Source organism: Curtobacterium sp. MCBA15_013 (assembly GCF_001865095.1).
Classification (GTDB): domain Bacteria; phylum Actinomycetota; class Actinomycetes; order Actinomycetales; family Microbacteriaceae; genus Curtobacterium.
The window spans coordinates 159254-183138 of sequence record NZ_MJGQ01000010.1 but is presented as its reverse complement, the minus strand read 5'-3'; the positions used below and the strand labels follow the sequence as shown (position 1 = coordinate 183138).

Here is a 23885-nt window from a genome sequence, read left to right as displayed (position 1 = left end):
TCCGACGGGACCGGACGCGACGGCGCTCACGCGCCGGGTCAGGCAGTGCCGCCCGCGGGAGACGCGACCGACGGGAGGCGCGACCTACGGGATCGGGACCGGCGTCACACCCAGCGGGGCGAGGCCCGCAGCACCGCCGTCGGCCGCCGTCAGCACCCAGATGCCGTCGGCGTGCACCGCGATGCTGTGCTCCCAGTGCGCCGCGTCGGAACCGTCGAGCGTGCGGACGGTCCAGTCGTCGTCGTCCGTCGAGCTGTCGATCGTGCCGGCCGTGACCATCGGCTCGATCGCGACCACGAGTCCGGGCTTGACCGCCGGACCGGCACCGCGGACGCGGTAGTTGAAGACGGGCGGGTCCTCGTGCATCGAGCGGCCGATGCCGTGGCCGGTGTAGTCCTCGACGATGCCCCACGCGCCGGTCTCGTCGATGGCGTCCTCGATGACGGCGCCGACCTCGTGCAGGTGCTTCGCGTGCGCGAGCGCAGCGATGCCGTGCCAGAGCGCGCGCTCGGTGGTGTCCGAGAGCGTCTGCCGGGCCGCACTGACACCGGCGTCACCACCCGGGACGACGACCGTGAAGGCACTGTCACCGTTCCAGCCGTCGACCTCGGCACCGGCGTCGACCGACACGACGTCACCGGGCTGGAGCACACGCTCCCCCGGGATCCCGTGCACGATCTCGTCGTTCACCGACACGCAGAGCGTGTGCCGGTAGCCCGGGACGAGCTGGAAGTTCGGGATGCCGCCGCCGTCACGGATGACCCGCTCGGCGATCGCGTCGAGCTCGCCCGTGGTGATGCCCGGACGGATCGCGTCGCGGACCGCCGCCAGTGCGTCGTGGGTCAGCAGACCCGGACGCACCATGGCGCGGAGCTCGTCCGGCGTCTTGTAGATCGAGGGCTTGCGGAACCGCACCACGCTGGCGTCAGACGCCCGCGGTCAGCCCACGCGACGACAGCGCGGCCTGGATCCGGTCGCCGACCTCGTCGATGCCACCGAGGCCGTCGACGTCGACGACGAGCCCACGCTCGCCGTACGCCGCCACGATCGGAGCGGTCTGCTCGGTGTAGACCTGCTGCCGACGACGGATGGTCTCCTCGTTGTCGTCGCTGCGGCCCTGTTCCTCGGCGCGCTTCAGGAGGCGGCCGACGAGCTCGTCCTGGTCAGCGACGAGCTGCACGACCGCGTCGATGCCGGTGCCCTGCTCGGCGAGGAGCGCGTCGAGGTACTCGACCTGCCCGACCGTGCGGGGGTAGCCGTCGAGCAGGAAGCCGTTCTCGGCGTCGGCCTCGTGCAGGCGCGACTTCACGAGCTCGTTCGTGAGCGAGTCGGGGACGTAGTCGCCCGCGTCCATGATCGCCTTCGCCTGGACGCCGAGCGGGGTGCCCTCTGCGACGTTCTTGCGGAAGATGTCACCCGTCGAGACGGCGGGGATCCCGAACGCGTCGGCGATGCGACCGGCCTGGGTGCCCTTCCCTGCTCCGGGAGGTCCGACGATGATGAGACGTGCGCTCAACGGAGAAGCCCTTCGTAGTGACGCTGCTGCAGCTGCGAGTCGATCTGCTTCACGGTCTCGAGGCCGACACCCACGATGATGAGGATGCTCGCGCCGCCGAACGGGAAGTTCTGGTTCGCACCGAAGAACGCCAGCGCCGCCAGCGGGATCAGGGCGATGAGACCGAGGTACAGGGAGCCGGGCAACGTCACCCGGGTGAGAACGTAGTCGAGGTACTCGGCCGTCGGACGACCGGCCCGGATGCCCGGGATGAAGCCGCCGTACTTCTTCATGTTGTCGGCGACCTCTTCGGGGTTGAAGGTGATCGCGACGTAGAAGTACGTGAATCCGACGATGAGCAGGAAGTACAGGACCATGTAGAACCAGTTGTCACCCGAGGTCAGGTTGTTCTGGATCCAGGTCACCCACGCCGCCGGCTCGCTGCCGTCGGAGGGCTGGTTGAACTGCGCGACCAGGGCCGGCAGGTACAGCAGCGACGAGGCGAAGATGACGGGCACGACGCCGGCCATGTTCACCTTGATCGGGATGTACGTGTTGTTGCCGCCGTAGGTGCGGCGACCGACCATGCGCTTGGCGTACTGCACGGGGATGCGCCGCTGCGACTGCTCGACGAACACGACGGCCATCATGATGACCAGGCCGACGAGGATGACGAACAGGAACAGCTCGAAGCCGTTCGACTGCTCGATCGCCCAGAGCGCCGAGGGGAACTGCGCCGCGATGGACGTGAAGATGAGGAGCGACATGCCGTTGCCGATGCCGCGCTCGGTGACGAGCTCGCCCATCCACATGATGAGGCCGGTACCGGCGGTCAGGGTGACGACCATGAGCATGATCGCGTACCAGCTGTCGTTCGAGATGATCGACGAGCAGGAGGCCGAGGCGTTGGTGCCGAACAGGGCACCGGAGCGGGCGACCGTGATCAGGGTGGTGGACTGCAGCACGCCGAGCGCGATGGTGAGGTAGCGCGTGTACTGCGTCAGCTTCGCCTGACCGGACTGCCCCTCCTTGTAGAGGGCGTCGAAGTGCGGGATGACCACGCGGAGCAGCTGCACGATGATCGACGACGTGATGTACGGCATGATGCCGAGCGCGAAGACCGAGAGCTTCAGCAGCGCGCCGCCGGAGAACAGGTTGATCAGGTCGTACAGACCCTGCTGCGACGAAGCGCTGGCGAGACAGGTCTGCACGGATGCGTAGTCGACGAACGGCGCGGGGATGTACGACCCCAGGCGGAACAGCGCGATGATCGCGAGGGTGAAGCCGATCTTCTTGCGAAGATCTGGGGTGCGCATGATGCGCGCGACCGCTCTGAACACGAGGACTCCGAACTTCTGGGACCGGCGGCCCGTCGAGGGGCCGTCACCGGTGTGGTCGGCAGGACCGACCTGGCCGGCGGACGCCGACCACTGTCAAGGAAACCGTAACGGCGGCCCGTGCGCAAACGCACGGGCCGCCGACGGGGTTACTGGGAGACGGTGCCGCCAGCAGCCGCGATCTTCTCGGCGGCGGACGCCGAGACCTTGTCGACCGAGACCGTGAGCTTCACGCTGATGTCACCCTGACCGAGAACCTTGACCTTCTCGTTCTTGCGGACGGCGCCCTTGGCGACCAGGTCCGCGACGGTGACGTCGCCACCGTTGGGGTAGAGCTCCGCGATCTTGTCCAGGTTCACGACCTGGTACTCGACGCGGAACGGGTTCTTGAACCCGCGGAGCTTCGGGGTGCGCATGTGCAGCGGCATCTGCCCACCCTCGAAGCCGACCTTGACCTGGTAACGAGCCTTCTGGCCCTTGGTACCACGGCCGGCGGTCTTGCCCTTGGAGCCCTCACCACGACCGACGCGGGTGCGAGCCTTCTTGGCGCCCTCTGCCGGACGGAGGTGGTGCAGCTTCAGGACCTGCACGCGCTCGTTCTTCTCGTCGCTCATGCGTCGACCTCCTCGACCTTCACGAGGTGCGCGACCGTTGCGACGTACCCGCGGTTCTGGGCGTTGTCCTCACGCAGGACCGTACGGCCGATGCGCTTGAGACCCAGGCTGCGGAGCGTGTCGCGCTGGTACTGCTTCTCGCTGATAACGGACTTCGTCTGCGTGATCTTCAGCATCGCCATCACGCACCTGCCTTCTCGGACGCGGCACGCAGAGCAGCGGCCTCGGCCTGGAGCAGACGGTCCGGGACGACCCGGTCGACGGGGAGACCGCGACGGCTTGCGACCGCACGGGGCTCCTCGAGCTGCTGCAGCGCCGTGACGGTCGCGTGCACGATGTTGATGGTGTTCGACGAACCGAGCGACTTGCTCAGCACGTCGTGGATACCGGCGCACTCGAGGACGGCGCGGACCGGACCACCGGCGATGACACCGGTACCGGCAGCGGCCGGACGGAGGAGCACGACGCCGGCAGCAGCCTCGCCCTGCACCGGGTGCGGGATCGTGTTGCCGACGCGCGGGACGCGGAAGAAGTTCTTCTTCGCTTCCTCGACGCCCTTCGAGATGGCGGTCGGGACCTCGCGGGCCTTGCCGTAGCCGACACCCACGAGACCGTTGCCGTCACCGACGACGACGAGCGCGGTGAAGCTGAAGCGACGACCACCCTTGACGACCTTGGAGACGCGGTTGATGGTCACGACGCGCTCGAGGAACTGGCTGTCGCCACCCCGACCGTTGCGGTCGTTGCCACGGCCGCCACCCTGCTGACGGTCGCGACCGCCACCACGGCGGCCACGGTTGTCGGCGGAGTCGCGGTTGTTCGATGCCGAACCGGCTGCGGTCTCGACGGGGCGCTCGACGACGGGGACCTCGGGCTCCTTGGCCGCGGGGGCCGTGGTGCTCGTGGCCTCGGCCTCGGTCGCCTCAGCGGCCTCGGTCGTTTCGACGTTGGCGTCTTCGTTCGTGTTCGCGATGTCGCTCACAGGTTCAGCCCTCCTTCACGGGCACCATCGGCGATCGCGGCGACGCGACCGGCGTACTTGCTACCACCGCGGTCGAAGACCACGGCCTCGACGCCAGCGGCCTTCGCGCGCTCGGCGAGGAGTTCGCCGACACGACGGGCCTTGGCGGTCTTGTCGCCGTCGAACGTACGGAGGTCGGCCTCCATCGTCGACGCGCTGGCCAGCGTGTGGCCCTTGGCGTCGTCGATGACCTGGACGAACACGTGACGCGCCGAACGGGTGACAGCGAGACGCGGACGGGCCTCGGTGCCGGTGATCTTCTTGCGGAGGCGGTTGTGACGGCGCGCCTTGGCGGCCGACTTGCTCTTGCCTCGTGTCTTGAGGAGACCCATGATCACTTACCTGACTTTCCGGCCTTGCGGCGCACGATCTCGCCGGCGTAGCGGACACCCTTGCCCTTGTAGGGCTCGGGCTTGCGCAGCTTGCGGATGTTTGCAGCGACCTCGCCGACGGACTGCTTGTCGATGCCGTTGACGGTCAGCTTGTTGTTGCCCTCGACGGCGAAGCTGATGCCCGCGGGCGGCTCGACCGTGATCGGGTGGGAGTAGCCGAGCGCGAACTCGACGTTGTTGCCCTTCGCCTGCACGCGGTAACCGGTGCCGACGACCTCGAGGCCCTTGGAGTAGCCCTGGGTCACGCCGACGATGTTGTTCGCGATGAGGGTGCGGGTCAGGCCGTGCAGCGCACGCGAGCTGCGCTCGTCGTCCGGACGGGTGACGAGGACCTGGTTCTCCTCGACCTTGGCCTGGATGGGCTCGGCGACGACGAGCGCGAGCTCGCCCTTCGGGCCCTTGACCGCGACGTTCTGACCATCGATGGAGACGGTCACGCCAGCGGGGATGTCAATGGGAAGACGTCCGATACGAGACATTGTCGATCACCACACGTAGGCGAGGACTTCCCCACCCACGCCCTTCTGCTCGGCTTCACGGTCGGTGAGCAGTCCCGACGAGGTCGAGAGGATCGCCACGCCGAGGCCACCGAGGACCTGGGGGATCTCCGTCGACTTCGCGTAGACCCGGAGACCGGGCTTCGAGACGCGCTTGATGCCGGCGATCGAACGCTCGCGCTCGGGGCCGTACTTCAGGTCGATCGTGAGGGTCTCGCCCACGCGGGCGTCCTCGATCTTCCACTCGCTGATGTACCCCTCGCGCTTGAGGATCTCAGCGATGTTCTTCTTCAGCTTGGAGCTGGGAAGCGAGACGGCGTCGTGGTGCGCCGAGTTCGCGTTCCGCAATCTGGTCAGCATGTCTGCGACCGGATCGGTCATCGTCATGATGGTCGTCCATTCTTCGCCTGGTTTCGACACCCGTTCCACGAATGCCGACCTGAGCGATCGGGTGATCCTGGGGCGATTCCCCTGGATCGGTGTGTTCGTGCGTGCGGGCCGGAGGACGTGAATCCTCCGGCCCGCACCGCCCGAAGTATCTTAGACCGTCTGCTCGGCAGAACGGAACGGGAACCCGAGCTGGCGGAGCAGCGCGCGGCCCTCGTCGTCCGACTTCGCGGTGGTCACGACGGTGATGTCGAAGCCACGCACGCGGTCGATGCGGTCCTGGTCGATCTCGTGGAACACGGACTGCTCCGTGAGACCGAACGTGTAGTTGCCGTTGCCGTCGAACTGCTTGTCGCTGAGACCGCGGAAGTCGCGGATGCGGGGCAGTGCGAGGGTCACGAGACGGTCGATGAACTCCCACGCGCGGTCACCACGGAGGGTGACGTGCGCGCCGATGGCCTGGCCCTCACGCAGCTTGAACTGCGCGATGGACTTGCGGGCCTTCGTGACCTGGGGCTTCTGACCCGTGATCGCCGTGAGGTCCTTGATGGCCCCCTCGATGATCTTCGAGTCGCGAGCGGCCTCACCGACACCGGTGTTCACGACGACCTTGACCAGGCCGGGGACCTGGTTGACGTTCGCGTACCCGAACTGCTCGGTGAGGGCAGCCTTGATCTCGTTCTTGTACTTCTGCTTGAGGCGCGGCTCGACCTTGGTCGCCGGCGCGGCAGTCGTGTCGGTCATCAGAGCTTCTCACCCGACTTCTTGGCGTAGCGGACTCGGACGGTCTTCTTGACGCCGTCCTTCTCCACCTCTTCGTTGCGGAAACCGACGCGGGTCGGCTTCTTGGTCTTCGGGTCGACGATGGCGACGTTCGACACGTGGATCGGAGCCTCGTGCTGCTCGATGCCACCGGTCTTCGAGCCGCGCTGCGTCTGGCCGACGCGGACGTGCTTCGTGACGAAGTTCACGCCCTCGACGACGACGCGGTTCTTGTCCTTGAGGACCTCGATGACCTTGCCCTGCTTGCCACGGTCACCGCCGCGCTCCTGCTTGGCACCCGTGATGACCTGGACCAGGTCACCCTTCTTGATGTTCGCCATGGCTTACAGCACCTCCGGCGCGAGCGAGATGATCTTCATGAACTTCTTGTCACGGAGCTCGCGACCGACCGGACCGAAGATGCGCGTGCCGCGCGGGTCGCCGTCAGCCTTGAGGATCACTGCCGCGTTCTCGTCGAACTTGATGTAGGAGCCGTCCTGACGACGGGTCTCCTTCTTGGTGCGAACGATGACCGCCTTGACGACGTCACCCTTCTTCACGTTGCCGCCGGGGATGGCGTCCTTCACCGTGGCGACGATGACGTCACCGAGACCGGCGTAGCGACGACCCGAGCCACCGAGCACGCGGATGGTCAAGATCTCCTTGGCACCCGTGTTGTCGGCGACCTTGAGGCGGGATTCCTGCTGAATCACTGCTGTCTCCTATTCCGAAGCAGGCCGGGGCCTACTTGGCCTTCTCGAGGATCTCGACCAGGCGCCAGCGCTTGGAAGCGCTGAGGGGACGGGTCTCGCTGATCACGACGAGGTCGCCGACACCAGCGGTGCCGAGCTCGTCGTGGGCCTTCACCTTGGACGTGCGACGGATGATCTTGCCGTAGAGCGCGTGCTTCACGCGGTCCTCGACCTCGACCACGATGGTCTTGTCCATCTTGTCGCTCGTGACGTAGCCACGACGCGTCTTGCGGTAGCCGCGAGCGGAGGCGGCGGAGGTCTTCTCTTCGTTCGCCATTACTTCTCCTCGGCGGTCTCGGCCTCGGCCGACTCAGCCGGCTTCTCAGCCTTCTTGGTGGTCTTCTTGGCCTTGGGGGCGGTCTCGACGGGCGCGGGAGTGGCACGGATGCCGAGCTCGCGCTCGCGGAGGACGGTGTAGATGCGAGCGATGTCGCGCTTGACGGCACGGAGACGACCGTGGCTCTCCAGCTGGCCGGTGGCCGACTGGAAGCGGAGGTTGAAGAGCTCCTCCTTGGCCTTCTTCAGTTCGTCAGCAAGACGCTCGTTCTCGAACGTGTCGAGCTCCGTCGGACGGAGCTCCTTGGAACCGATCGCCATTATGCGTCGCCCTCCTCGCGCTTGATGATGCGTGCCTTGAGGGGCAGCTTGTGGATTGCACGGGTCAGCGCCTCACGGGCGATGTCCTCGTTGACGCCGGAGAGCTCGAAGAGCACACGGCCCGGCTTGACGTTGGCGACCCACCACTCGGGGGAACCCTTACCGGAACCCATGCGGGTCTCGGCGGGCTTCTTCGTGAGCGGACGGTCCGGGTAGATGTTGATCCACACCTTGCCGCCACGCTTGATGTGACGCGTCATGGCGATACGAGCGGACTCGATCTGACGGTTGGTCACGTAGGCGGGCGTCAGCGCCTGGATGCCGTAGTCACCGAACGACACCTTGGTGCCACCGGTGGCCTGGCCCGAACGCTTCGGGTGGTGCTGCTTGCGGTGCTTGACTCGACGGGGAATAAGCATGGTTACGCCTCAACTCCTGCGCCGGCCGGCGCGTCCTGCGGGGCCTGCTGCTGACGGCCGCCACGGTCGCCGCCACGGCGGTCGCCGCGCTCGCCACGGGGGCCGCCACGACGCTCCGGGCGCGACGAACGCTGGTTCGCCTGCTCGCGAGCGAGCTCCTTGTTCGTGATGTCGCCCTTGTAGATCCAGACCTTCACGCCGATGCGGCCGAACGTGGTCCGGGCCTCGTAGAAGCCGTAGTCGATGTTCGCGCGGAGCGTGTGCAGGGGCACGCGGCCCTCGCGGTAGAACTCCGAGCGCGACATCTCGGCGCCGCCGAGACGACCCGACACCTGGATGCGGACACCCTTGGCGCCGGCGCGCTGTGCACCCTGCAGGCCCTTGCGCATGGCGCGACGGAACGCGACACGAGCGGAGAGCTGCTCGGCGATGCCCTGCGCGACGAGCTGGGCCTCGGTCTCGGGGTTCTTGACCTCGAGGATGTTGAGCTGGATCTGCTTCTTGGTGAGCTTCTCGAGCTCGCCACGGACGCGCTCCGCCTCGGCGCCACGGCGACCGATGACGATGCCCGGACGCGCGGTGTGGATGTCCACGCGGACGCGGTCACGGGTGCGCTCGAGCTCGATGCGGGCGACGCCGGCGCGGTCGAGGGTCTTCTTCAGGTACTCGCGCACCTTGATGTCCTCGGCCACGTAGTCGGCGTAGCGCTGACCCGGCTTCGTGCTGTCGGTGAACCAGTGCGAGACGTGGTCCGTCGTGATCCCGAGACGGAAGCCGTACGGGTTGACCTTCTGGCCCATTACTTGCTCGCCTTCTTGCTCGTCGCGGCAGCCTCGACCTCATCGGGCGTCGCGAGGACGACCGTGATGTGGCTGGTGCGCTTGTTGATGCGGAAGGCGCGGCCCTGGGCGCGCGGCTGGAACCGCTTCAGGGTCGTACCTTCGTCGACGAAGACGCGGCTCACGTAGAGGTCACGCTCGTCGAGGAAGCTGTTCGTCGAGTCCGCCTTGACCCGTGCGTTCGCGATCGCCGAGGCGACCAGCTTGTACACGGGCTCCGAAGCGCCCTGGGGGGCGAACTTCAGGATGGCGAGGGCCTCGTGGGCCTGCTTGCCGCGGATCAGCTCGATGACGCGACGGGCCTTCTGAGGCGTGACGCGGATGTGTCGCACGCGTGCGATCGACTCCACCATTTCGTTCCTCCTCTGCGTCGCCGCCTTAGCGGCGACGGCCCTTCTTGTCGTCCTTCACGTGACCACGGAAGGTGCGGGTCGGCGCGAACTCGCCGAGCTTGTGACCGACCATCGACTCGGTGACGAACACCGGGATGTGCTTGCGGCCGTCGTGCACGGCGATCGTGTGCCCGAGCATGTTCGGGATGATCATCGAGCGACGCGACCAGGTGCGGATCACGTTCTTGGTGTTGGCCTCGTTCTGCGTGACGACCTTGCGGAGCAGGTGCTCGTCGACGAAGGGGCCCTTCTTCAGACTGCGTGGCATCTTCTGAACTCCTACTTGCGCTTCTTGCCGGCGTTACGGCGACGGACGATGAGCTTGTCGCTCGGCTTGTTCGGCTTGCGCGTGCGACCCTCGGCCTGACCCCACGGGCTGACCGGGTGACGGCCACCGGAGGTCTTGCCCTCGCCACCACCGTGCGGGTGGTCGACCGGGTTCATCGCGACACCACGCACGGTCGGGCGGACGCCCTTCCAGCGCATGCGGCCGGCCTTGCCCCAGTTGATGTTCGACTGCTCGGCGTTGCCGACCTCGCCGATCGTGGCGCGGCAGCGTGCGTCGACGTTGCGGACCTCGCCCGACGGCAGACGGAGCTGCGCGTAGGGGCCGTCCTTGGCGACGAGACGCACCGAGGCGCCGGCCGAACGCGCGAGCTTGGCGCCGCCACCGGGGCGGAGCTCGATCGCGTGCACGACGGTACCCACGGGGATGTTGCGCAGCGGCAGGTTGTTGCCCGGCTTGATGTCCGCGCCGGCGCCCTGCTCGATGACGTCGCCCTGCTTGAGCTTGTTCGGCGCGATGATGTAGCGCTTCGTGCCGTCCACGTAGTGCAGGAGCGCGATGCGCGCCGTGCGGTTCGGGTCGTACTCGATGTGCGCGACCTTGGCGTCGATGCCGTCCTTGTCGTGACGACGGAAGTCGATCACGCGGTACTGACGCTTGTGGCCACCACCGATGTGACGGGTGGTGATGCGGCCGGAGCTGTTGCGGCCACCGGTCTTCGGCAGCGGACGAAGCAGCGACTTCTCCGGCGTCGAACGGGTGATCTCAGCGAAGTCGGCGACCGACGAGCCGCGACGACCGGGGGTCGTCGGCTTGTAGTTACGAATAGCCATGATTTATCCCTCTGGTCCTCAGCCGACAGCCGTGAAGATGTCGATCGAACCGGACTTGAGCGTCACGATGGCACGCTTGGTGTCCTTGCGCTTGCCCATGCCGAAGCGCGTGCGACGGGTCTTGCCCGGACGGTTCAGCGTGTTGATGCTCGCGACCTTGACGTCGAAGATCTTCTCGATGGCGAGCTTGATCTCGGTCTTGTTCGAACGGGGGTCCACGATGAACGTGTACTTGCCCTGGTCGATCAGGCCGTAGCTCTTCTCCGAGACGACCGGCGAGATGATGATGTCGCGCGGGTCCTTGTTGAAGCCGCTCATGCGGAGATCTCCTTCGCGGTCTTCGACGCGATGAAGGCGTCGAGTGCGCTCTTGCTGAAGACGAGCGCGTCGGCCTTGAGCACGTCGTAGGCGTTGAGCTGGCCGTACGAGAGCGCGTGGACGTTCGGCAGGTTGCGGATCGACTTGAGCGTGAGCTCGTCGTCCTGCTCGAGCACGACGAGCACGTGCTTGACGGGCGCGACCTTCTCGATGAGCGTGCGGGCGGTCTTGGTCGACGGCACCTCGGCCGAGACGAAGCCCTCCACAGCGGAGATGCGGCCACCGCGGGCGCGGTCCGAGAGCGAGCCGAGCAGAGCAGCGGCGATCATCTTCTTCGGGGTGCGCTGCGAGTAGTCGCGCGGGGTCGGTCCGTGGACGACGCCACCGCCGGTGTGCTCCGGAGCGCGGACCGAACCCTGACGGGAGCGGCCGGTGCCCTTCTGCTTGAACGGCTTGCGACCAGCACCGCGGACCTCGCCGCGGTTCTTGGTCTTGTGGGTGCCCTGACGCGCGGCTGCGAGCTGCGCGGTGACGACCTGGTGGATCAGCGGGACGTTGGTCTCGACGTCGAAGAGCTCGGCGGGGAGCTCGACGGTGCCGGACTTGACGCCCGATGCGTCGAGGACGTCGATCGTGGTTGCGGTCGTGGTGGCCATGATCACTTACCCTTCACGGCGGTGCGGACGAAGACGGAGCGACCGCGAGCACCGGGGATCGCGCCCTTGACGAGCAGCAGACCCTTCTCGGCGTCGACGGCGTGCACCGTGAGGTTGAGGACGGTCACACGCTCGCCACCCATGCGACCCGCCATGCGCATGCCCTTGAAGACACGCGACGGGGTCGACGAAGCACCGATCGAACCGGGCTTGCGGTGGTTGCGGTGGGCACCGTGCGAAGCGGACACACCGGCGAAGCCGTGGCGCTTCATGACACCGGCGAAGCCCTTGCCCTTGGAGGTGCCGACGACGTCGACCTTCTGGCCCGCCTCGAACGTGTCGACGGTGAGCTCCTGGCCGAGCGTGTACTCAGCGGAGTCGTTGGTGCGGATCTCCGTGAGGGTGCGGCGCGGGGTGACCCCGGCTGCCTCGAAGTGGCCGGCGGCCGGCTTGTTGACCTTGCGCGGGTCGATGGCGCCGGCGGCGATCTGGATCGCCTCGTAGCCGTCGCGCTCGACGTTGCGGATCTGGGTGACCACGTTCGGGCCGACCTCGATCACGGTGACGGGGATGAACTTGTTGTTCTCGTCCCACACCTGGGTCATCCCGAGCTTCTTGCCGAGGAGGCCCTTGACGGTCTTGGTTGAGTTCGCCATCAGTCCAGCCCCCTTACAGCTTGATCTCGATGTTGACGTCGGCCGGGAGGTCGAGTCGCATGAGCGAGTCGACGGCCTTCGGCGTCGGGTCGACGATGTCGATGACCCGCTTGTGCGTGCGCTTCTCGAAGTGCTCGCGCGAGTCCTTGTACTTGTGGGGAGAACGGATCACGGTGACCACGTTCTTCTCGGTGGGGAGCGGCACCGGGCCGACCACGGTCGCACCGGCACGGGTCACCGTGTCGACGATCTTCCGGGCCGACGTGTCGATGACCTCGTGGTCGTACGACTTGAGCCGGATGCGGATCTTCTGTCCCGCCATGTGTCTCTTTGTCCTCTCTGCGCCGCGCACCCTCGGGCCGCCTGACGCCGCCGCCACCGTGCATTCCTGCAGGGCTTGGCTGTTTTCTGTGAACCAACCGGCCGCATCCGCTGGGGATGACCGCTGTTCTCGTGTCAACCGCGCGGAGCGACCTGGGCCGTTCAGCGTGGGCATGTCGTCTCCCGCACGCTCTGGGCACAGCAGTGCCCGTCACGCTTGGTGGGGAGTCGATCGTGTTCTGCTGCCTGCGGCCCAACCCAGCCCTGCTGGACAGGGGGGTTGTGCACTGCCAGAGCAGTGATCCTGCGCACGCGAACGCGCGCGGAATTTCGGAACCGGACAAGTCTCGCATAGGCACGGCATCCGTGCAACCCGGGCGTGTCGCGAATCACGGGCGTGTCGGGATCGGCCCGCTTCCCCGGATCCACGCGGATCGAGGGCCAGGAGGCGCGGGTCGCCCCCGACGCACGACGTGCCCTCCGGAGCCGGTCCGGAGGGCACGTCGCAGGGGTCGGTCGGGGCTACTCCGCGACGACCGGGGGGACGAACCACGGGGGGAAGACCGCGACCCGGGGAGCGTGTCCGCCGTGGTCCTTGAGCACGGCCTTGACCGTCTGGCGGACGCGGTCGTTGGGGACACCGATGACCGCGACGGCGGAGAACGGCACGCTCGGGCCGGCGAGCAGCTCGAGGCCGAGCATCTCCGGGTCGGTGAAGTCCGTGCGACGGATGAGGTTCGTCGCGGCCTCGGGCCCGACCGCGAACCGGACGTCCTCGGCGTCGGCGTCCTGGTCGGCGACGATGACCGACGCCCCGAAGGCCGACACCGGCACGACGAGCATGATGTACTCCGTCGCCCGGGTCCGGCGGGCCGCGTCGGACCACCGCTCGCCCTCGGCGCCGGTGCGCAGCTCGTCCCAGCGGGTCGCGTCGGGCGACAGCGTGAACGGCACGTGCGCAGCGACCGGGGAGCCGTCGGGGGCGTGTGCCTCGGCGCGGGCGGCCCGGGCAGCGGCGGAGGCGACGTCGACGACCGGCGTCACGGCGTCCGACGCGAGGATCGCACCGGACCCCACGATGTCGTCGAGGTTGTCCACGTGCGTCACGTGGTGCGCGCGGAGCGAGGCGAAGTCACGCGCCTCGGGCAGGTCGGGCACCGGGGACCGCAGCGAGGACGCCGGGGTCGCCGCCTGGCCGGGCACGGTCCGGAGCGAGGTGGTGATCCGGGTGCGGCGCGGGGTCGGGGTGGTGGGGAGTTCTGCGGCCTCGCGCTGCCGTGGCGCGCAGATGTCGCAGAGTTCGGTGGGGAATCCGTGGATGCACTCGTCAGTCACGACTGGTGGGGTCCTTCCGTGCCCGGGTGGGGGTGTTCGGGCACGAGGTCCAACGGTACGTCATCCCGGCCCCTTCCCGGTCACTGTCGGTAGAGCAGTGCGCGGACCTCCGACTCGGCCGCGTGCGTGCGGTCGGGGTCGATGGTCTCGCCGTGGTCGTAGGCGTCGAGCAGGCGCGGGTCGATGTAGCTCTGCCGGCACACCGTCGGGGTGTTGCCGAGTTCCTCGCTCGCGACCTTCACCGCGTGCGACACCGCCTTCTTCCGTTTCGCCACGGACGACTGCGGTCCGGTCGCCGCGAGGTCGACCGCGGCGGCGACGGTGCCGTGCAGGGTGCGGAAGTCCTTCGCGGTGAACTCGTCACCGGCACGTTCCTTCACGTACTCGTTGATGTCCTCGGCGGAGAGGGGCTCCCACTCGGCGCCGCGGCGTGCACGGAACGAGAGCAGCCGGGCGTTCGGTCCGCGCCGCTTCATGCCCGCGATGACGGTCGCGAGGTCGGGGTCGTGGATCGAGGACGACCACTCCTGGCCGCTCTTGCCCGGGAAGTCGAGCTCGATGTCGTCGCCGGAGACGTGGGCGTGCGCGCACAGCAGGGTGGACAGGCCGCGGCTGCCGTGCTCGGTGGCGTACCGCTCCGACCCGACCCGCAGGGACCCCTGGTCGAGCATCCGGAAGGCCGCCGCGAGGGCACGCTGCCGGTCGGGCTCCGGCCGCCGGAGGTCCATCGTGACCCCGCGTCGTGCGACCGGCAGCGATTCGGCGAGCGCCAGGGCACGGTCGTACTTGATGCGGTCCATCCGTTCGCGCCAGGACGGGTGGTACATGTACTGCCGCCGACCGGCGCCGTCGACGCCGGTCGCGAGCACGTGCCCGTTGTCGTACGGCGAGATCCACACGTCGTCCCACGCGGGCGGGATGACGAGGTCCTCGAGACGCTGCCGGACCGCGGCGTCGGTGACGGTGGTGCCGTCCGGGTCGCGGTAGGAGAAGCCACGCCCGCTGCGGACGCGGTGGTAGCCGCGACCGTTGGTCGCGGAGCGGCGGAGACGGGTCACGCTCTCGATGCAACTCGCCACCGCCTGTGACCCGGCCCGGCGACGGACGGGAGGTGGGCCCCACCCGCCGGTTCCGGCGCACCGCGCCAGCGGGGTGACGGCCGAGACGGGAGGGACGGTGCCAGCCGGCACCGCGCCTCCCGTCCGTCAGGTGGTCACGCTCGGCGACGTCGGCGCGTCACCAGCAGGACGCCACCGGCCGCCATCGCGAGGAGCGCGATCAGCGCACCGATGCCGAGTCCGGCCGCACCCGTGAAGGCGAGCTCGCTCGCCGACTCCGGTGCGTCGCGCACCGGGGCCGGGTCGCTGGCGCGCATCGGGTCCGTCGGGCTGGCGGATCCCGCGACCGGCACCACCTGCGTCGTCGGCGACTCGACCATGGCGACGTTCGTGATGCGGTCCGGTGCGTCCGTCGCGACCTTCGCCGTGACCTGGAACGCGACCTTCCCGTCGACGGCGAGCGGACCCGTCAGGGTGCAGGTGACGGTCTGCCCGGTGGTGCAGGTCGCCGCCTTCGCGTCGTTCACGCTCACCAGGGTGAGGCCGGCCGGCAGACGGTCCGTGACGACCACGGGGCCCGGGTCCTCGGTGGGGCCGTCGTTGCGCACCGTGATGGTGTACCCGACGGTCTCCCCGCGGACCAGCTGCCCGGTGTGCGTCTTCGTGACCGCCAGGCTCGACGCGGGGTCGACGGCCAGCTCGTCCGAGTCGTCGTTGTCGGCGAGCGTCGTCTCGGTCGTGCTCGTCGCCACGGTCGCGCTCGGCTGCACGCCCGGGTAGGCGGCGGCCGTCGGCGTCTGGTGCACCGTGATCGCCGGGGCGAGCGAGCCCGCCGGCAGCGTGCCCGCGAGGGCGAACGACACCGTGGTCGAGCCGTCGGCGTTCTTCGTGACGGACGTGACGGTCCACGCGGGGTCGGCCTCGGCCCCGACGTACGTCAGGCCCTTCGGCAGCGTGTAGGTCGCGGTGACCGCCGCGGCGTCGGAGAGGCCGACGTTCCGGACCCGGATCGTCTCCGGCAGGTCCTTGCCGATCACCGCGGTGCCGTCGTGCCCGATCGTGATGGCCACGTTCGCCACCTCGTCGACGTCGAGGGGGCTCGTCACCGGCTCGTCGTTCGTCCCGACCGGCGGGGTGGTGCCCTGGCCGGTGATCACCGCGCGGTTCTCGATCGTGCCGGCGGTGTGGCCGGACGCGAGCTTCGTGGTGATCCACAGGCCGGGGGCGTCCGTCCCGGCGACGATCGTCGTCGGGAGCGAGCACGTCACCAGGGTCGGGTCGGTCGTGCCGTCGCAGGTCCACACCGCTCCGTCGCTCGAGGCGCCGGTGAACGTCAGCCCCTCGGGCAGCTGGTCGGTGACGACCGTGGTGGGCTGCTCGTCCGACGGACCCTCGTTGCTGACCTGGAGCAACCAGGTCTGCTCGGCGCCGGCGGTGACGCGCTTCGCGGCCGTCGTCGACCCGGGCTTCTCGACCGGGGTCTTGGTCAGGCGGAGCGCAGCGTGCGTCGTCACCGTGACGTCGTCACCGGCGGTGTCGTTCGTCGGGTCCGTGTCGGGCGTCGCACTCGACACGACCGCGGTGTTGCGGAGCGTGCCGGCCGGAGTGCCGGACGCGATCGAGGCGGTCACGTGGAACACCGTGGTCGCACCGTTCGCGACCACGTCGGTCGACCAGGTGCTCGGATCCGCGCCCTGTTCCCAGGCCGTGTCGTCCGTCGTGACCTTCGTGACCGTCATCCCCGCGGGCGGTGTGTCGGTCCACGTGACGTCCTGCGCGTCCGAGGGGCCGTCGTTCGTCACGGTGACGTCGTAGGTGACGGTCGTGCCGGCGTCGGCGCTCGGGGCGCTCGTGCGCTGCTTCGTGATCGACAGGTCGGCGTGCGTGGTGACGTCGACGGTCGCCTCGTCGTGCGCGGTCGGGCCGGTGGCCGTGACGGGCGCCGCGGTCGCGGTGTTGACGATCGACGATCCGCGGAAGGACGCCGGCACGTGCACGGTCAGGACGATCGTGTTCGGGTCGGTCGCGCCCGCCGCGATCCCGTCGGCGCTCGACAGGGTGAGCACGCCGTCCTCGTTCGACTCGAGCGTCCAGTGCTGCTGGGTCGCCGCGGTCAGCCCGCGGAACTCCACGCCGGCCGGGAGGGTGTCCTGGACGCGGACGCTCGGCGAGGTGCCGTCACCGGCGGGCAGGTCGGACGGGCCGGTCGGGTTCGCGACCGTGATCGTGTAGGTGACGTCCTTCCCGGCGTCGACCGTCTCGACGTCCGCGGTCTTCGTCACCGACAGGCCGGCGGTCTGGGTGGCGTCGCTGCGGCCCTGCGCCTCGGCGGGCGCCGCGTTGTCGGCGGTCACCACGGCCGTGTTCAGCAGGGTGCCGGACATCGACGACGGGGTCGTCACCGTGATGGTGAACGTCGTGCTCTTCCCGGCGGCCAGGGTGCCGTCGAGCTTACAGGTCACGTCGTTCCCGTCGGCGGCGGGTGCGGTGCAGGTCCAGGCGCCGTCCGTCTGGGTGATCGTGTCGGTCGCCTCGTCGACCGGCCCGTCGGCGCGGAGCCGCGTGCCGGACTCGAGCGTGTCCGAGACCCGGACCGTGCGTGCATCGGCCGTGCCGGTGTTGGTGACCCGGATGGTCCAGTCCGCGGACTCGCCCGCGACCAGGGCCGCGCGCTCGGTCGCGTCCGGCGCGGTCTGCGCCGTCGAGCCGAACGCCTTGGCGATCGTCAGCGAGGTCGTGTCGTCCACGCCGGTGGTCGCCTCCGCGTCGTCGTTCGACGAGGTCGGGTCCGTCGTGCGCGTCGGGTCGACCGCGACGCCCGCGGTGTTCACGATCGACTGCGAGGCGGTGACGTCCGGGTGCACGGTCGCGGTGACGGTGATCGCGCCGGCGGTGGTGCCGTTCGCGAGGCCGTCGCGCGTGCAGGTCACGGTGTCGTCGTCCGTGGCGCAGGTCCACGCGGGGTCGTCCGAGGTCGCACCCACGAGGGTCACCGTGTCGGGCAGCGTGTCCGTGACGGTCACCGTGCCACGTGCGTCCGAGACGCTCTGGGTCGTCGGGTCGCTGCGGTTCTCGACGGAGAGGTTCCACGAGATCGTCCGGCCGGCCTGCACCGTCCCGGAGGGACCGGTCTTCGTGATCGCGAGGTCGGCGATCGCGACCGGGGTCACGCTCGCGGTGTCGCTGTCGTTCCCGCTCTCCGGGTCGAAGGTCTGGCCCGTGCCCTGGTGGATCGTGGCGGTGTTCCGGACGGCGGTGAGCGGCGCGTTGGCCGGCAGCGTCAGCGCGACGTCGAGCTCGGGGAACGAGTCGCCCGCCGCGACGGTGGCGCCGTTGACGCAGGACCACGTGCCGTCGTCCGGCGTGCAGGTCCAGCCGCTGCCCGTGAAGGCCAGCGTCGCACCGGTGGCCAGGCCCGTCGGGGCGTCCACGACGGTCGTGCCGTGCGCGGCGTCGGGGCCCGTGTTGGTCACCCGGATGGTCCAGGCCTTCGCGGTGGTGGCACCGGCGACGACCTTCGACGTCGTGGCGGTCTTCGTCAGGGCGAGGTCGGCCGCCGCGATCCGTGCGGTCGCGGTGGCGTCGTCACCGCCGTTCGGGTACGAGACGAAGGAGCCCTTCGCCGAACCGGTACCGCCCGATGCGCTCGTCACCGTCGCCGTCACGTGGTTCGTGTGGGCGATCGAGGTACCGGCGCCGGGGTCCGTCGTCGCACCGGTGCCGGGGACGGCGCGGTAGTGCAGCACGAGGGACCGGTCGGCACCGAGCGCGCCGAGGTCCGCCCACGTGAGGGTCGTCCCGCCGCCGCTGCGCGTCGGGTCGGCCACGGCGGACGCGGCACCACCGTCACGTGCGACCGTCGCGCTGCCGGACACGTACGACCAGTTCGCCGGCAGGACGTCCTGCACGCGCACCGACGCGGCAGCGCTCCCGGTGTTCGAGAACGTCACGCTGAAGTCCGAGGCGACGCCCACGTAGGACAGTCCGCCGATCGTGTCGTTCGACTTCGTCACGGCCACGCGGGGGAACGACGGCGTGACGCTCGCGGTCGCCCGCGCTGCGGCGTAGTCCGCTCCGCCCGCGGCGAGCGAGTGGTAGACGCCGGTCGACGCCGTGTTCACCAGCGGGCTGCCGGAGAGGGTGGCGTCCTCGGCGAGCTTCGCCGTGTAGGTGTGGGTGACCGTCGCGCCGGCACCGATGACCGCCGTCGGCCAGGTGATCCGCCCGCCGCCGCAGTCCGCGTCGGCGGCGATCTCCGCGCCGTCGGCGGTGAGCGACGCGGGGTCGACCGTGATGCCGTTCGGCACGCAGTCGGTGACCGGGGTGCCGTAGGCCGGCGAGCCCGAGTTCGTCACGGTCACCCGGTAGGTGATCGTCTGGCCCGGCTCGACGTTCATCGTCGTGGACGTCTGCGAGCCCACCGTCGCGGTCTTCGCGATCGCGAGCGACGGCGCGACGACACTGCCGTTCGCAGCGTTCGACGTGACCGACGCGTCGGTCGGCGCCGCGCCCTTGCTCGTCCGGTTCCACGCGAGCGTGGCGGTGTTCGCGAGCCCCGTGCCCGCGACCTGGTCGGTGCCGACCGTGACCGGGATCGCCGTCGTGATCGTCACCGGGTGGTCGATGCCGGTCGGGATGTCCGACAGCCGGACCACGACGGAGGCACCGTCGACCGAGGGGGTCGCGGTCACGGCGTCGTCGGAGCTCGTCGCGGTCGGCGTGCCGGTCGCGGCGGTGCCCGCGGGCAGGACGTCCGTGATCCGGGCGTCGTAGAGCGCGACGTTCGCCGGGATGGTGGTCGTGATCGTGTAGGTCGCGCCGTCACCGGGGCGGACCTGCAGCGCAGCGGTGTCCGACGGGTCCGTGCTGGCGGTGCCGGTCGACGCCCCCGTCCCGGGGTTCCACGTCGGTGCCGTCAGCCGCTTGGTGACGGAGGGACCGGTGACGGTGACGTCGTCCGTGTCGCTCGCGAGCTGCACGTACGAGCTGTTCGCCGTCGCGTAGTCGGTCGTCAGGCTCGACGCCAGCACGCGCGCGGTGTTCCGGTAGGTCTGGCCGGCGGGAGCGTCCTGCTTGACCGTCGCGACGACCGTGATGGTGGCGGACGCTCCGGCGGCGAGGACGCCGTCGCTCGTCGCGTTCCACACGTGCAGCGTGGTGCCGGTCGGGCAGCTGCCGAACGCTGCGCGCTGCGCGGAGGTCGGGGTGGTCTCGGCCGCCGAGCTCGACGTGAGCGTCAACGCGTCCGGGAAGCAGTCGCCGACGAGGGTGGACCGTGCGTCCGCGCTCGTGGCCGTGTTCGTCGTCCTCAGGGTCCACGTGACGGTGTCGCCACCGGCGACCGTGCGGCCACCGAGGTCGTCGGACTTGTCGATCGCGACGGCCGGGGCCTGCACGGTCACCGTCTTCGACGCGGTCGCGGTGTACGCCGTGACGCCGGAGGGCTTCGAGGTGAAGGTGGCCGTGTTCTTCGGTGCCGCGGTCGTGAAGCCCGTGCCGTCCGACGCCGGGTACGTCCCGACGCCCGCGGTCGCGCGGAGCCCGGTGACGACGACCTCGAACTTCACCGGCGCACCGGTCGTGTTGTCGAACGTCGCCGGGAAGAGGACGGCGCCGGCACCGTTGGCGTTGCCGGTCCCGGTGAGCGTGAACGTCTGCCCGCCGTACGTCCCGGTGACGTCGGTGCCCTGCGCACTCGCCGGCACCGTGATGGTCGTCGCATCCGGGAAGGTGAGGGTCCACGAGGTGGCAGCCGTCCGGCCGACGCCCGTCGGCAGCGGGTCGGTGAGGGTCGCGTTCGCGGCGCTCGTGCGGTCCGCGATCGTCGCCGAGTACTTGTACCCGAGCGTCTGACCGGGGGCGGCCGCGTCACCGGACAGGTTCGTCAGCGTCGAGTCCGCGACCGCTGCCCCGGACTTCGCGACCGTGACAGCGGGGATCGCGACCGAACGGTTCGCGTCGGCCTGCGGTGCGGTGCCCTGACCGGCCGCCGGGGTGGAGGACGCGGTGGCGTTGGTCCCGCGCTTCGGGATCCACGTGGTCGTGGCACCGGAGTCCGTCGCGGTCGTGAAGGAGACGACGGAGGAGTAGTTGGGGAACGTGGTCCCGACGTAGCCTGGTGACGGGGTCTGGACGTCGTACGTCAGGCTCTTCGTCGTGCTCGCGGCGATCGACGGGATCGTCCAGGTGAGGTACTGCACACCCGTGAACTTGGTCGCCGCCCCGGTGGGCGCCGCACCGCAGGCGCCTTGGTCGGAGATGTTCGTGACCATCGCACAGGTCACCTTCGACGGCAGGGCGTCCCAGACGGTGACGCTCCCGATGGCCGACGTCGTCCCCGTGGCCGGGGTGTTGCCGACGTTCAGCCGGTAGCTGAGCACCTGGCCCTCGGTGGTGGTGGTGGGGTTGGACACCGTGGTGCCGTCCGCCTTGACGATGTCCTTCGCGAGCGTCGCGGTCGGGGTGCCGGCGACCGTGTAGCCGACCGAGGACCGCAGGCTCGTCACGGAGCCCTTCGTGTTCTGCTGCGCGAACTTCATGAGGTTGTCGACGAGGTCGACCTTCGTGCTGCTCGAGCCCTGCGTGCTGATGGTCGCCGCGACGTAGAGGACGAGGCGCACCGCCTGGCCGTCACCGTCGACGTAGGTGCCACTCGCGCCGGACATCGTGTGACCGACCGCGAACGACGCCGTGGTCGCGCTCGAGGACTTGAGCGTGACGTCCGATGCGGGGACGGAGCTCTCCGACCCGTAGGTCCAGTCGGTGCCCTCCGTCCACGTCCCACCGGCCGCGGTGGTACCGACCGGGAGCATGTCGGTGATCGTCGCGTTGCGGCTCTGGACACCGGCCGGGAAGTCCACCTGCAGTCGGAAGCAGACGACGTCGCCGAGCTGGAACGGGGCGGTGGGGGTCGTCGTCTGGTACCCGGTGCGCGTCGTCGCGGTGCAGTCGGCGGAGTTCCGCACGCCGTCGCTCGACGCGCGCGGCAGCACGGACTTCGCGATGCTCGGGGAGTTCGACACGATCGTCGCCGCGGAGTCGTCGACGACCGCCGTCGAGCCGGTGTCGCCGTGGACACCGGTCGAGGTCCCCGCGATCCGGACCTTGTTCGTGAAGTCGTCGCCGGCGGCGGTCGGGCCGCCCGAGCCGGTGACCGAGTACTTGTCCCGCATGAGCGCCTTGTACGAGACCGTGACCGAGCCGTCGGTGGCCAGGTCCGCGACGTGGAAGGTCATCGTGAACGTGCCCGCCGCGGCGTCGTAGGCGACCTGGTCGACCGTCCCGTTCGTCATCGGCTGGTTCAGCGCGCTGACGGTGTTCGGGTCGCAGTCCGCGGGGATGGTCCCGGTGGTCTTCGTCCCGGCGGGGAACGCCGGGCAGAGTCCGTCCGGGATCGTGTCGGTCAGCGTGATGCCGGCGGACGACTCGTACTCGCTCGTGCGGATCAGGAGCGAGTACGTGGCCTGCTGGCCCGCGGCGAAGACGTTCCCGTCGACGGGCGTGGTCACGGACTTCGCCACCGCGAGGTCCATCGCCTCGACGGTCATCGACGCCGTCGAGCTCTGCGCCGACGTCGCCGTTCCGTCGACCTTGCCGGTGTACGTGCCGGCAGCGGTGACCGTGTTCGTCTGGCCGCGGCCGTTCGACGTCGTGTCCGAGGTGTTCTGCCTGGTCGACGCGCCGGTGTTGTTGTCGAGGTTCGCCGTGCTGGCCAGCGCCGCCGTGGTCGGAGCGGCAGGCGTCTGGCTGCCGGTGGCGAAGGTCATGGTGTTCTCGCGCAGCGGCACGGCGGCGAGGTACTGGATCGTCACGGGCGCGTTCGTCAGCTGACCGAGGTTCCAGACCACCTTCGTGAAGACGGCCGTCCCCTTGCCCGGGACGTTGTTCACGGTCGTGACGCTCTGGGGCGTGAGGCAGTTCGCCGGCGTCAGGGTCCCGGACGCCTTCGCCGCGGTCGCTGCCGTGAGGTCGGGCGCCCCCGCGTACTCCGGCCCGGAGGTCGTGTTGTCGACCGCGCCGCACTGCAGGAACTCGAGGCCCGCCGGCAGGTAGTCCGTGACGGTCACGCCGTTGCTCGGCGCGGTCGAGGTGTTCTGCACCGTCAGCGTGTAGACCGTCGGGTGGTCGTGGACGCCGCGGACCAGCTCGTTCTCCGGGCTGGCCTCGGCCTTCGTGACCTTGATCGCGGCGATCGCGGTCGTGGTCGACTTCGCCGTGGCGGCGTTCGTCGCGTTGGTCGCCGGGGCACCGGTCGTCGGGTCGAACGTCGGCACGTTCCGCGCGTTCCCGCTGCCGGCGACCTGGACCGTCCCGGCGAACGACGAACCCACCGGGTAGGTCGTCGTCGAGGGCTGGACCTGGAAGGTGATCGACTTCTCGTCACCCGCGACGAGGTCGGACACGTTCGAGAAGACCAGGAGCAGCCCGCCTGCCGTCGGGGTGCTCGTGGTCGGGTCCGGCAGCGCGACGCCCGATGCCTTCGCTGAACCGGCGACGTAGGTCACTCCGGCCGGCAGCAGGTAGGAGTACCCGAGGTTGTAGAGCGGTGTCCCGCCCGACGCCGGCGTGCTGTTCGTCGCGGTGAGCGTGACGTTCACCGGGTCCCCGCTCAGCGCCGTGGCCGGAGCCTTCGCGGTGACCGTCACGACCGAGTCCGCCGCCGCGGGCTGCGCGACCGCCAGGACCGCGAGGAGTCCGGCGAGGAGCGCCGTCACGACGAGCATCGCCAGGGCGCGCGGACGGGCGGGGAACAGGGCAGGACGCATCGGGTGTGCTCTCGGGTCGTCGTCGGGCGACGCCGAGCACAGCGCAGCGATGCGGCACCGTCCGGGCAGGGATCCCTGGGCGCGCGTGCGTGGGTGTTCGGGTCACCACGAGAGGCCGGGTCGGCCTCGCGACTCCACGGTATCGAGTCGCGG

The 23885-nt window shown here is 69.5% G+C and carries 26 protein-coding genes; all 26 read right to left on the bottom strand.

What is annotated here, in order from left to right:
• Window positions 1-84 precede the first annotated feature (84 nt).
• The 26 genes from map to BIV01_RS08070 all read right to left on the bottom strand — a co-directional run bounded on the left by map (window position 85) and on the right by BIV01_RS08070 (window position 23732).
• Window positions 85-864, bottom strand: a complete 780-nt coding sequence (gene map, locus BIV01_RS08195) for a type I methionyl aminopeptidase (RefSeq protein WP_070419353.1) — start codon at window positions 862-864, stop codon at window positions 85-87.
• Between the two features lie 61 nt (window positions 865-925).
• Window positions 926-1516, bottom strand: a complete 591-nt coding sequence (locus BIV01_RS08190) for an adenylate kinase (RefSeq protein WP_070417689.1) — start codon at window positions 1514-1516, stop codon at window positions 926-928.
• Complete coding sequence (gene secY, locus BIV01_RS08185; RefSeq protein WP_022906357.1) at window positions 1513-2835, bottom strand: preprotein translocase subunit SecY; 1323 nt, start codon at window positions 2833-2835, stop codon at window positions 1513-1515. The genes BIV01_RS08190 and secY overlap by 4 nt, the downstream gene beginning before the upstream one ends.
• 146 nt (window positions 2836-2981) lie before the next feature.
• Window positions 2982-3446, bottom strand: a complete 465-nt coding sequence (gene rplO / locus BIV01_RS08180) for a 50S ribosomal protein L15 (protein WP_022906356.1) — start codon at window positions 3444-3446, stop codon at window positions 2982-2984.
• Window positions 3443-3628, bottom strand: a complete 186-nt coding sequence (gene rpmD / locus BIV01_RS08175) for a 50S ribosomal protein L30 (protein ID WP_022906355.1) — start codon at window positions 3626-3628, stop codon at window positions 3443-3445. Before rpmD ends, rplO begins: the two co-directional genes overlap by 4 nt.
• Window positions 3628-4428 (bottom strand): 30S ribosomal protein S5, encoded by an 801-nt coding sequence (rpsE, locus tag BIV01_RS08170; RefSeq protein WP_070417687.1) that lies wholly within the window; start codon window positions 4426-4428, stop codon window positions 3628-3630. The genes rpmD and rpsE overlap by 1 nt, the downstream gene beginning before the upstream one ends.
• Window positions 4425-4799: a 50S ribosomal protein L18 gene (rplR, locus tag BIV01_RS08165; protein ID WP_031261773.1), complete on the bottom strand. Its 375-nt coding sequence runs from the start codon at window positions 4797-4799 to the stop codon at window positions 4425-4427. The genes rpsE and rplR overlap by 4 nt, the downstream gene beginning before the upstream one ends.
• A gap of 2 nt (window positions 4800-4801) precedes the next feature.
• Window positions 4802-5338 carry a 50S ribosomal protein L6 gene (gene rplF, locus BIV01_RS08160; RefSeq protein ID WP_031261772.1) on the bottom strand — a complete coding sequence of 179 codons (537 nt, stop codon included), beginning with the start codon at window positions 5336-5338 and terminating at the stop codon, window positions 4802-4804.
• A gap of 6 nt (window positions 5339-5344) precedes the next feature.
• Entirely contained in the window at window positions 5345-5743 is a 399-nt protein-coding gene (gene rpsH, locus BIV01_RS08155) for a 30S ribosomal protein S8 (RefSeq protein WP_022906351.1), read from the bottom strand.
• Window positions 5744-5896: 153 nt separating this feature from the next.
• Window positions 5897-6487: a 50S ribosomal protein L5 gene (rplE, locus tag BIV01_RS08150; RefSeq protein ID WP_022906350.1), complete on the bottom strand. Its 591-nt coding sequence runs from the start codon at window positions 6485-6487 to the stop codon at window positions 5897-5899.
• The gene (rplX, locus tag BIV01_RS08145; RefSeq protein ID WP_022906349.1) at window positions 6487-6846 is read right to left on the bottom strand and encodes a 50S ribosomal protein L24; all 360 of its coding nucleotides are present in this window, start codon (window positions 6844-6846) and stop codon (window positions 6487-6489) included. Before rplX ends, rplE begins: the two co-directional genes overlap by 1 nt.
• A 3-nt stretch (window positions 6847-6849) precedes the next feature.
• On the bottom strand, window positions 6850-7218 hold the full coding sequence (gene rplN / locus BIV01_RS08140) for a 50S ribosomal protein L14 (RefSeq protein WP_017885523.1): 369 nt from the start codon (window positions 7216-7218) through the stop codon (window positions 6850-6852).
• A 31-nt stretch (window positions 7219-7249) separates the two neighbouring features.
• Window positions 7250-7534: a 30S ribosomal protein S17 gene (rpsQ, locus tag BIV01_RS08135; protein ID WP_022906348.1), complete on the bottom strand. Its 285-nt coding sequence runs from the start codon at window positions 7532-7534 to the stop codon at window positions 7250-7252.
• On the bottom strand, window positions 7534-7854 hold the full coding sequence (gene rpmC, locus BIV01_RS20350; protein WP_022906347.1) for a 50S ribosomal protein L29: 321 nt from the start codon (window positions 7852-7854) through the stop codon (window positions 7534-7536). The genes rpsQ and rpmC overlap by 1 nt, the downstream gene beginning before the upstream one ends.
• Window positions 7854-8273, bottom strand: coding sequence for a 50S ribosomal protein L16 (gene rplP / locus BIV01_RS08125; protein ID WP_022906346.1), 420 nt, complete (start codon window positions 8271-8273; stop codon window positions 7854-7856). Before rplP ends, rpmC begins: the two co-directional genes overlap by 1 nt.
• A 2-nt stretch (window positions 8274-8275) precedes the next feature.
• Entirely contained in the window at window positions 8276-9073 is a 798-nt protein-coding gene (rpsC, locus tag BIV01_RS08120) for a 30S ribosomal protein S3 (protein ID WP_022906345.1), read from the bottom strand.
• The gene (gene rplV, locus BIV01_RS08115) at window positions 9073-9465 is read right to left on the bottom strand and encodes a 50S ribosomal protein L22 (protein ID WP_022906344.1); all 393 of its coding nucleotides are present in this window, start codon (window positions 9463-9465) and stop codon (window positions 9073-9075) included. Before rplV ends, rpsC begins: the two co-directional genes overlap by 1 nt.
• Window positions 9466-9490: 25 nt before the next feature.
• Window positions 9491-9772, bottom strand: coding sequence for a 30S ribosomal protein S19 (gene rpsS / locus BIV01_RS08110; protein WP_022906343.1), 282 nt, complete (start codon window positions 9770-9772; stop codon window positions 9491-9493).
• A gap of 11 nt (window positions 9773-9783) precedes the next feature.
• Window positions 9784-10623: a 50S ribosomal protein L2 gene (gene rplB / locus BIV01_RS08105; RefSeq protein ID WP_070417686.1), complete on the bottom strand. Its 840-nt coding sequence runs from the start codon at window positions 10621-10623 to the stop codon at window positions 9784-9786.
• An 18-nt stretch (window positions 10624-10641) separates the two neighbouring features.
• Entirely contained in the window at window positions 10642-10941 is a 300-nt protein-coding gene (rplW, locus tag BIV01_RS08100) for a 50S ribosomal protein L23 (protein WP_022903283.1), read from the bottom strand.
• On the bottom strand, window positions 10938-11597 hold the full coding sequence (rplD, locus tag BIV01_RS08095; protein ID WP_071302489.1) for a 50S ribosomal protein L4: 660 nt from the start codon (window positions 11595-11597) through the stop codon (window positions 10938-10940). Before rplD ends, rplW begins: the two co-directional genes overlap by 4 nt.
• Before the next feature lie 2 nt (window positions 11598-11599).
• Window positions 11600-12253: a 50S ribosomal protein L3 gene (gene rplC / locus BIV01_RS08090; protein ID WP_070417684.1), complete on the bottom strand. Its 654-nt coding sequence runs from the start codon at window positions 12251-12253 to the stop codon at window positions 11600-11602.
• Window positions 12254-12266: 13 nt separating this feature from the next.
• Window positions 12267-12575, bottom strand: coding sequence for a 30S ribosomal protein S10 (rpsJ, locus tag BIV01_RS08085; RefSeq protein ID WP_022903286.1), 309 nt, complete (start codon window positions 12573-12575; stop codon window positions 12267-12269).
• Window positions 12576-13096: 521 nt separating this feature from the next.
• Window positions 13097-13909 (bottom strand): DarT ssDNA thymidine ADP-ribosyltransferase family protein, encoded by an 813-nt coding sequence (locus tag BIV01_RS08080; RefSeq protein WP_070417683.1) that lies wholly within the window; start codon window positions 13907-13909, stop codon window positions 13097-13099.
• 80 nt (window positions 13910-13989) lie between these two features.
• Window positions 13990-14967, bottom strand: coding sequence for a DNA topoisomerase IB (locus tag BIV01_RS08075; RefSeq protein ID WP_071295234.1), 978 nt, complete (start codon window positions 14965-14967; stop codon window positions 13990-13992).
• A 155-nt stretch (window positions 14968-15122) separates the two neighbouring features.
• The gene (locus BIV01_RS08070; RefSeq protein ID WP_071302488.1) at window positions 15123-23732 is read right to left on the bottom strand and encodes a DUF11 domain-containing protein; all 8610 of its coding nucleotides are present in this window, start codon (window positions 23730-23732) and stop codon (window positions 15123-15125) included.
• Window positions 23733-23885 lie beyond the last annotated feature (153 nt).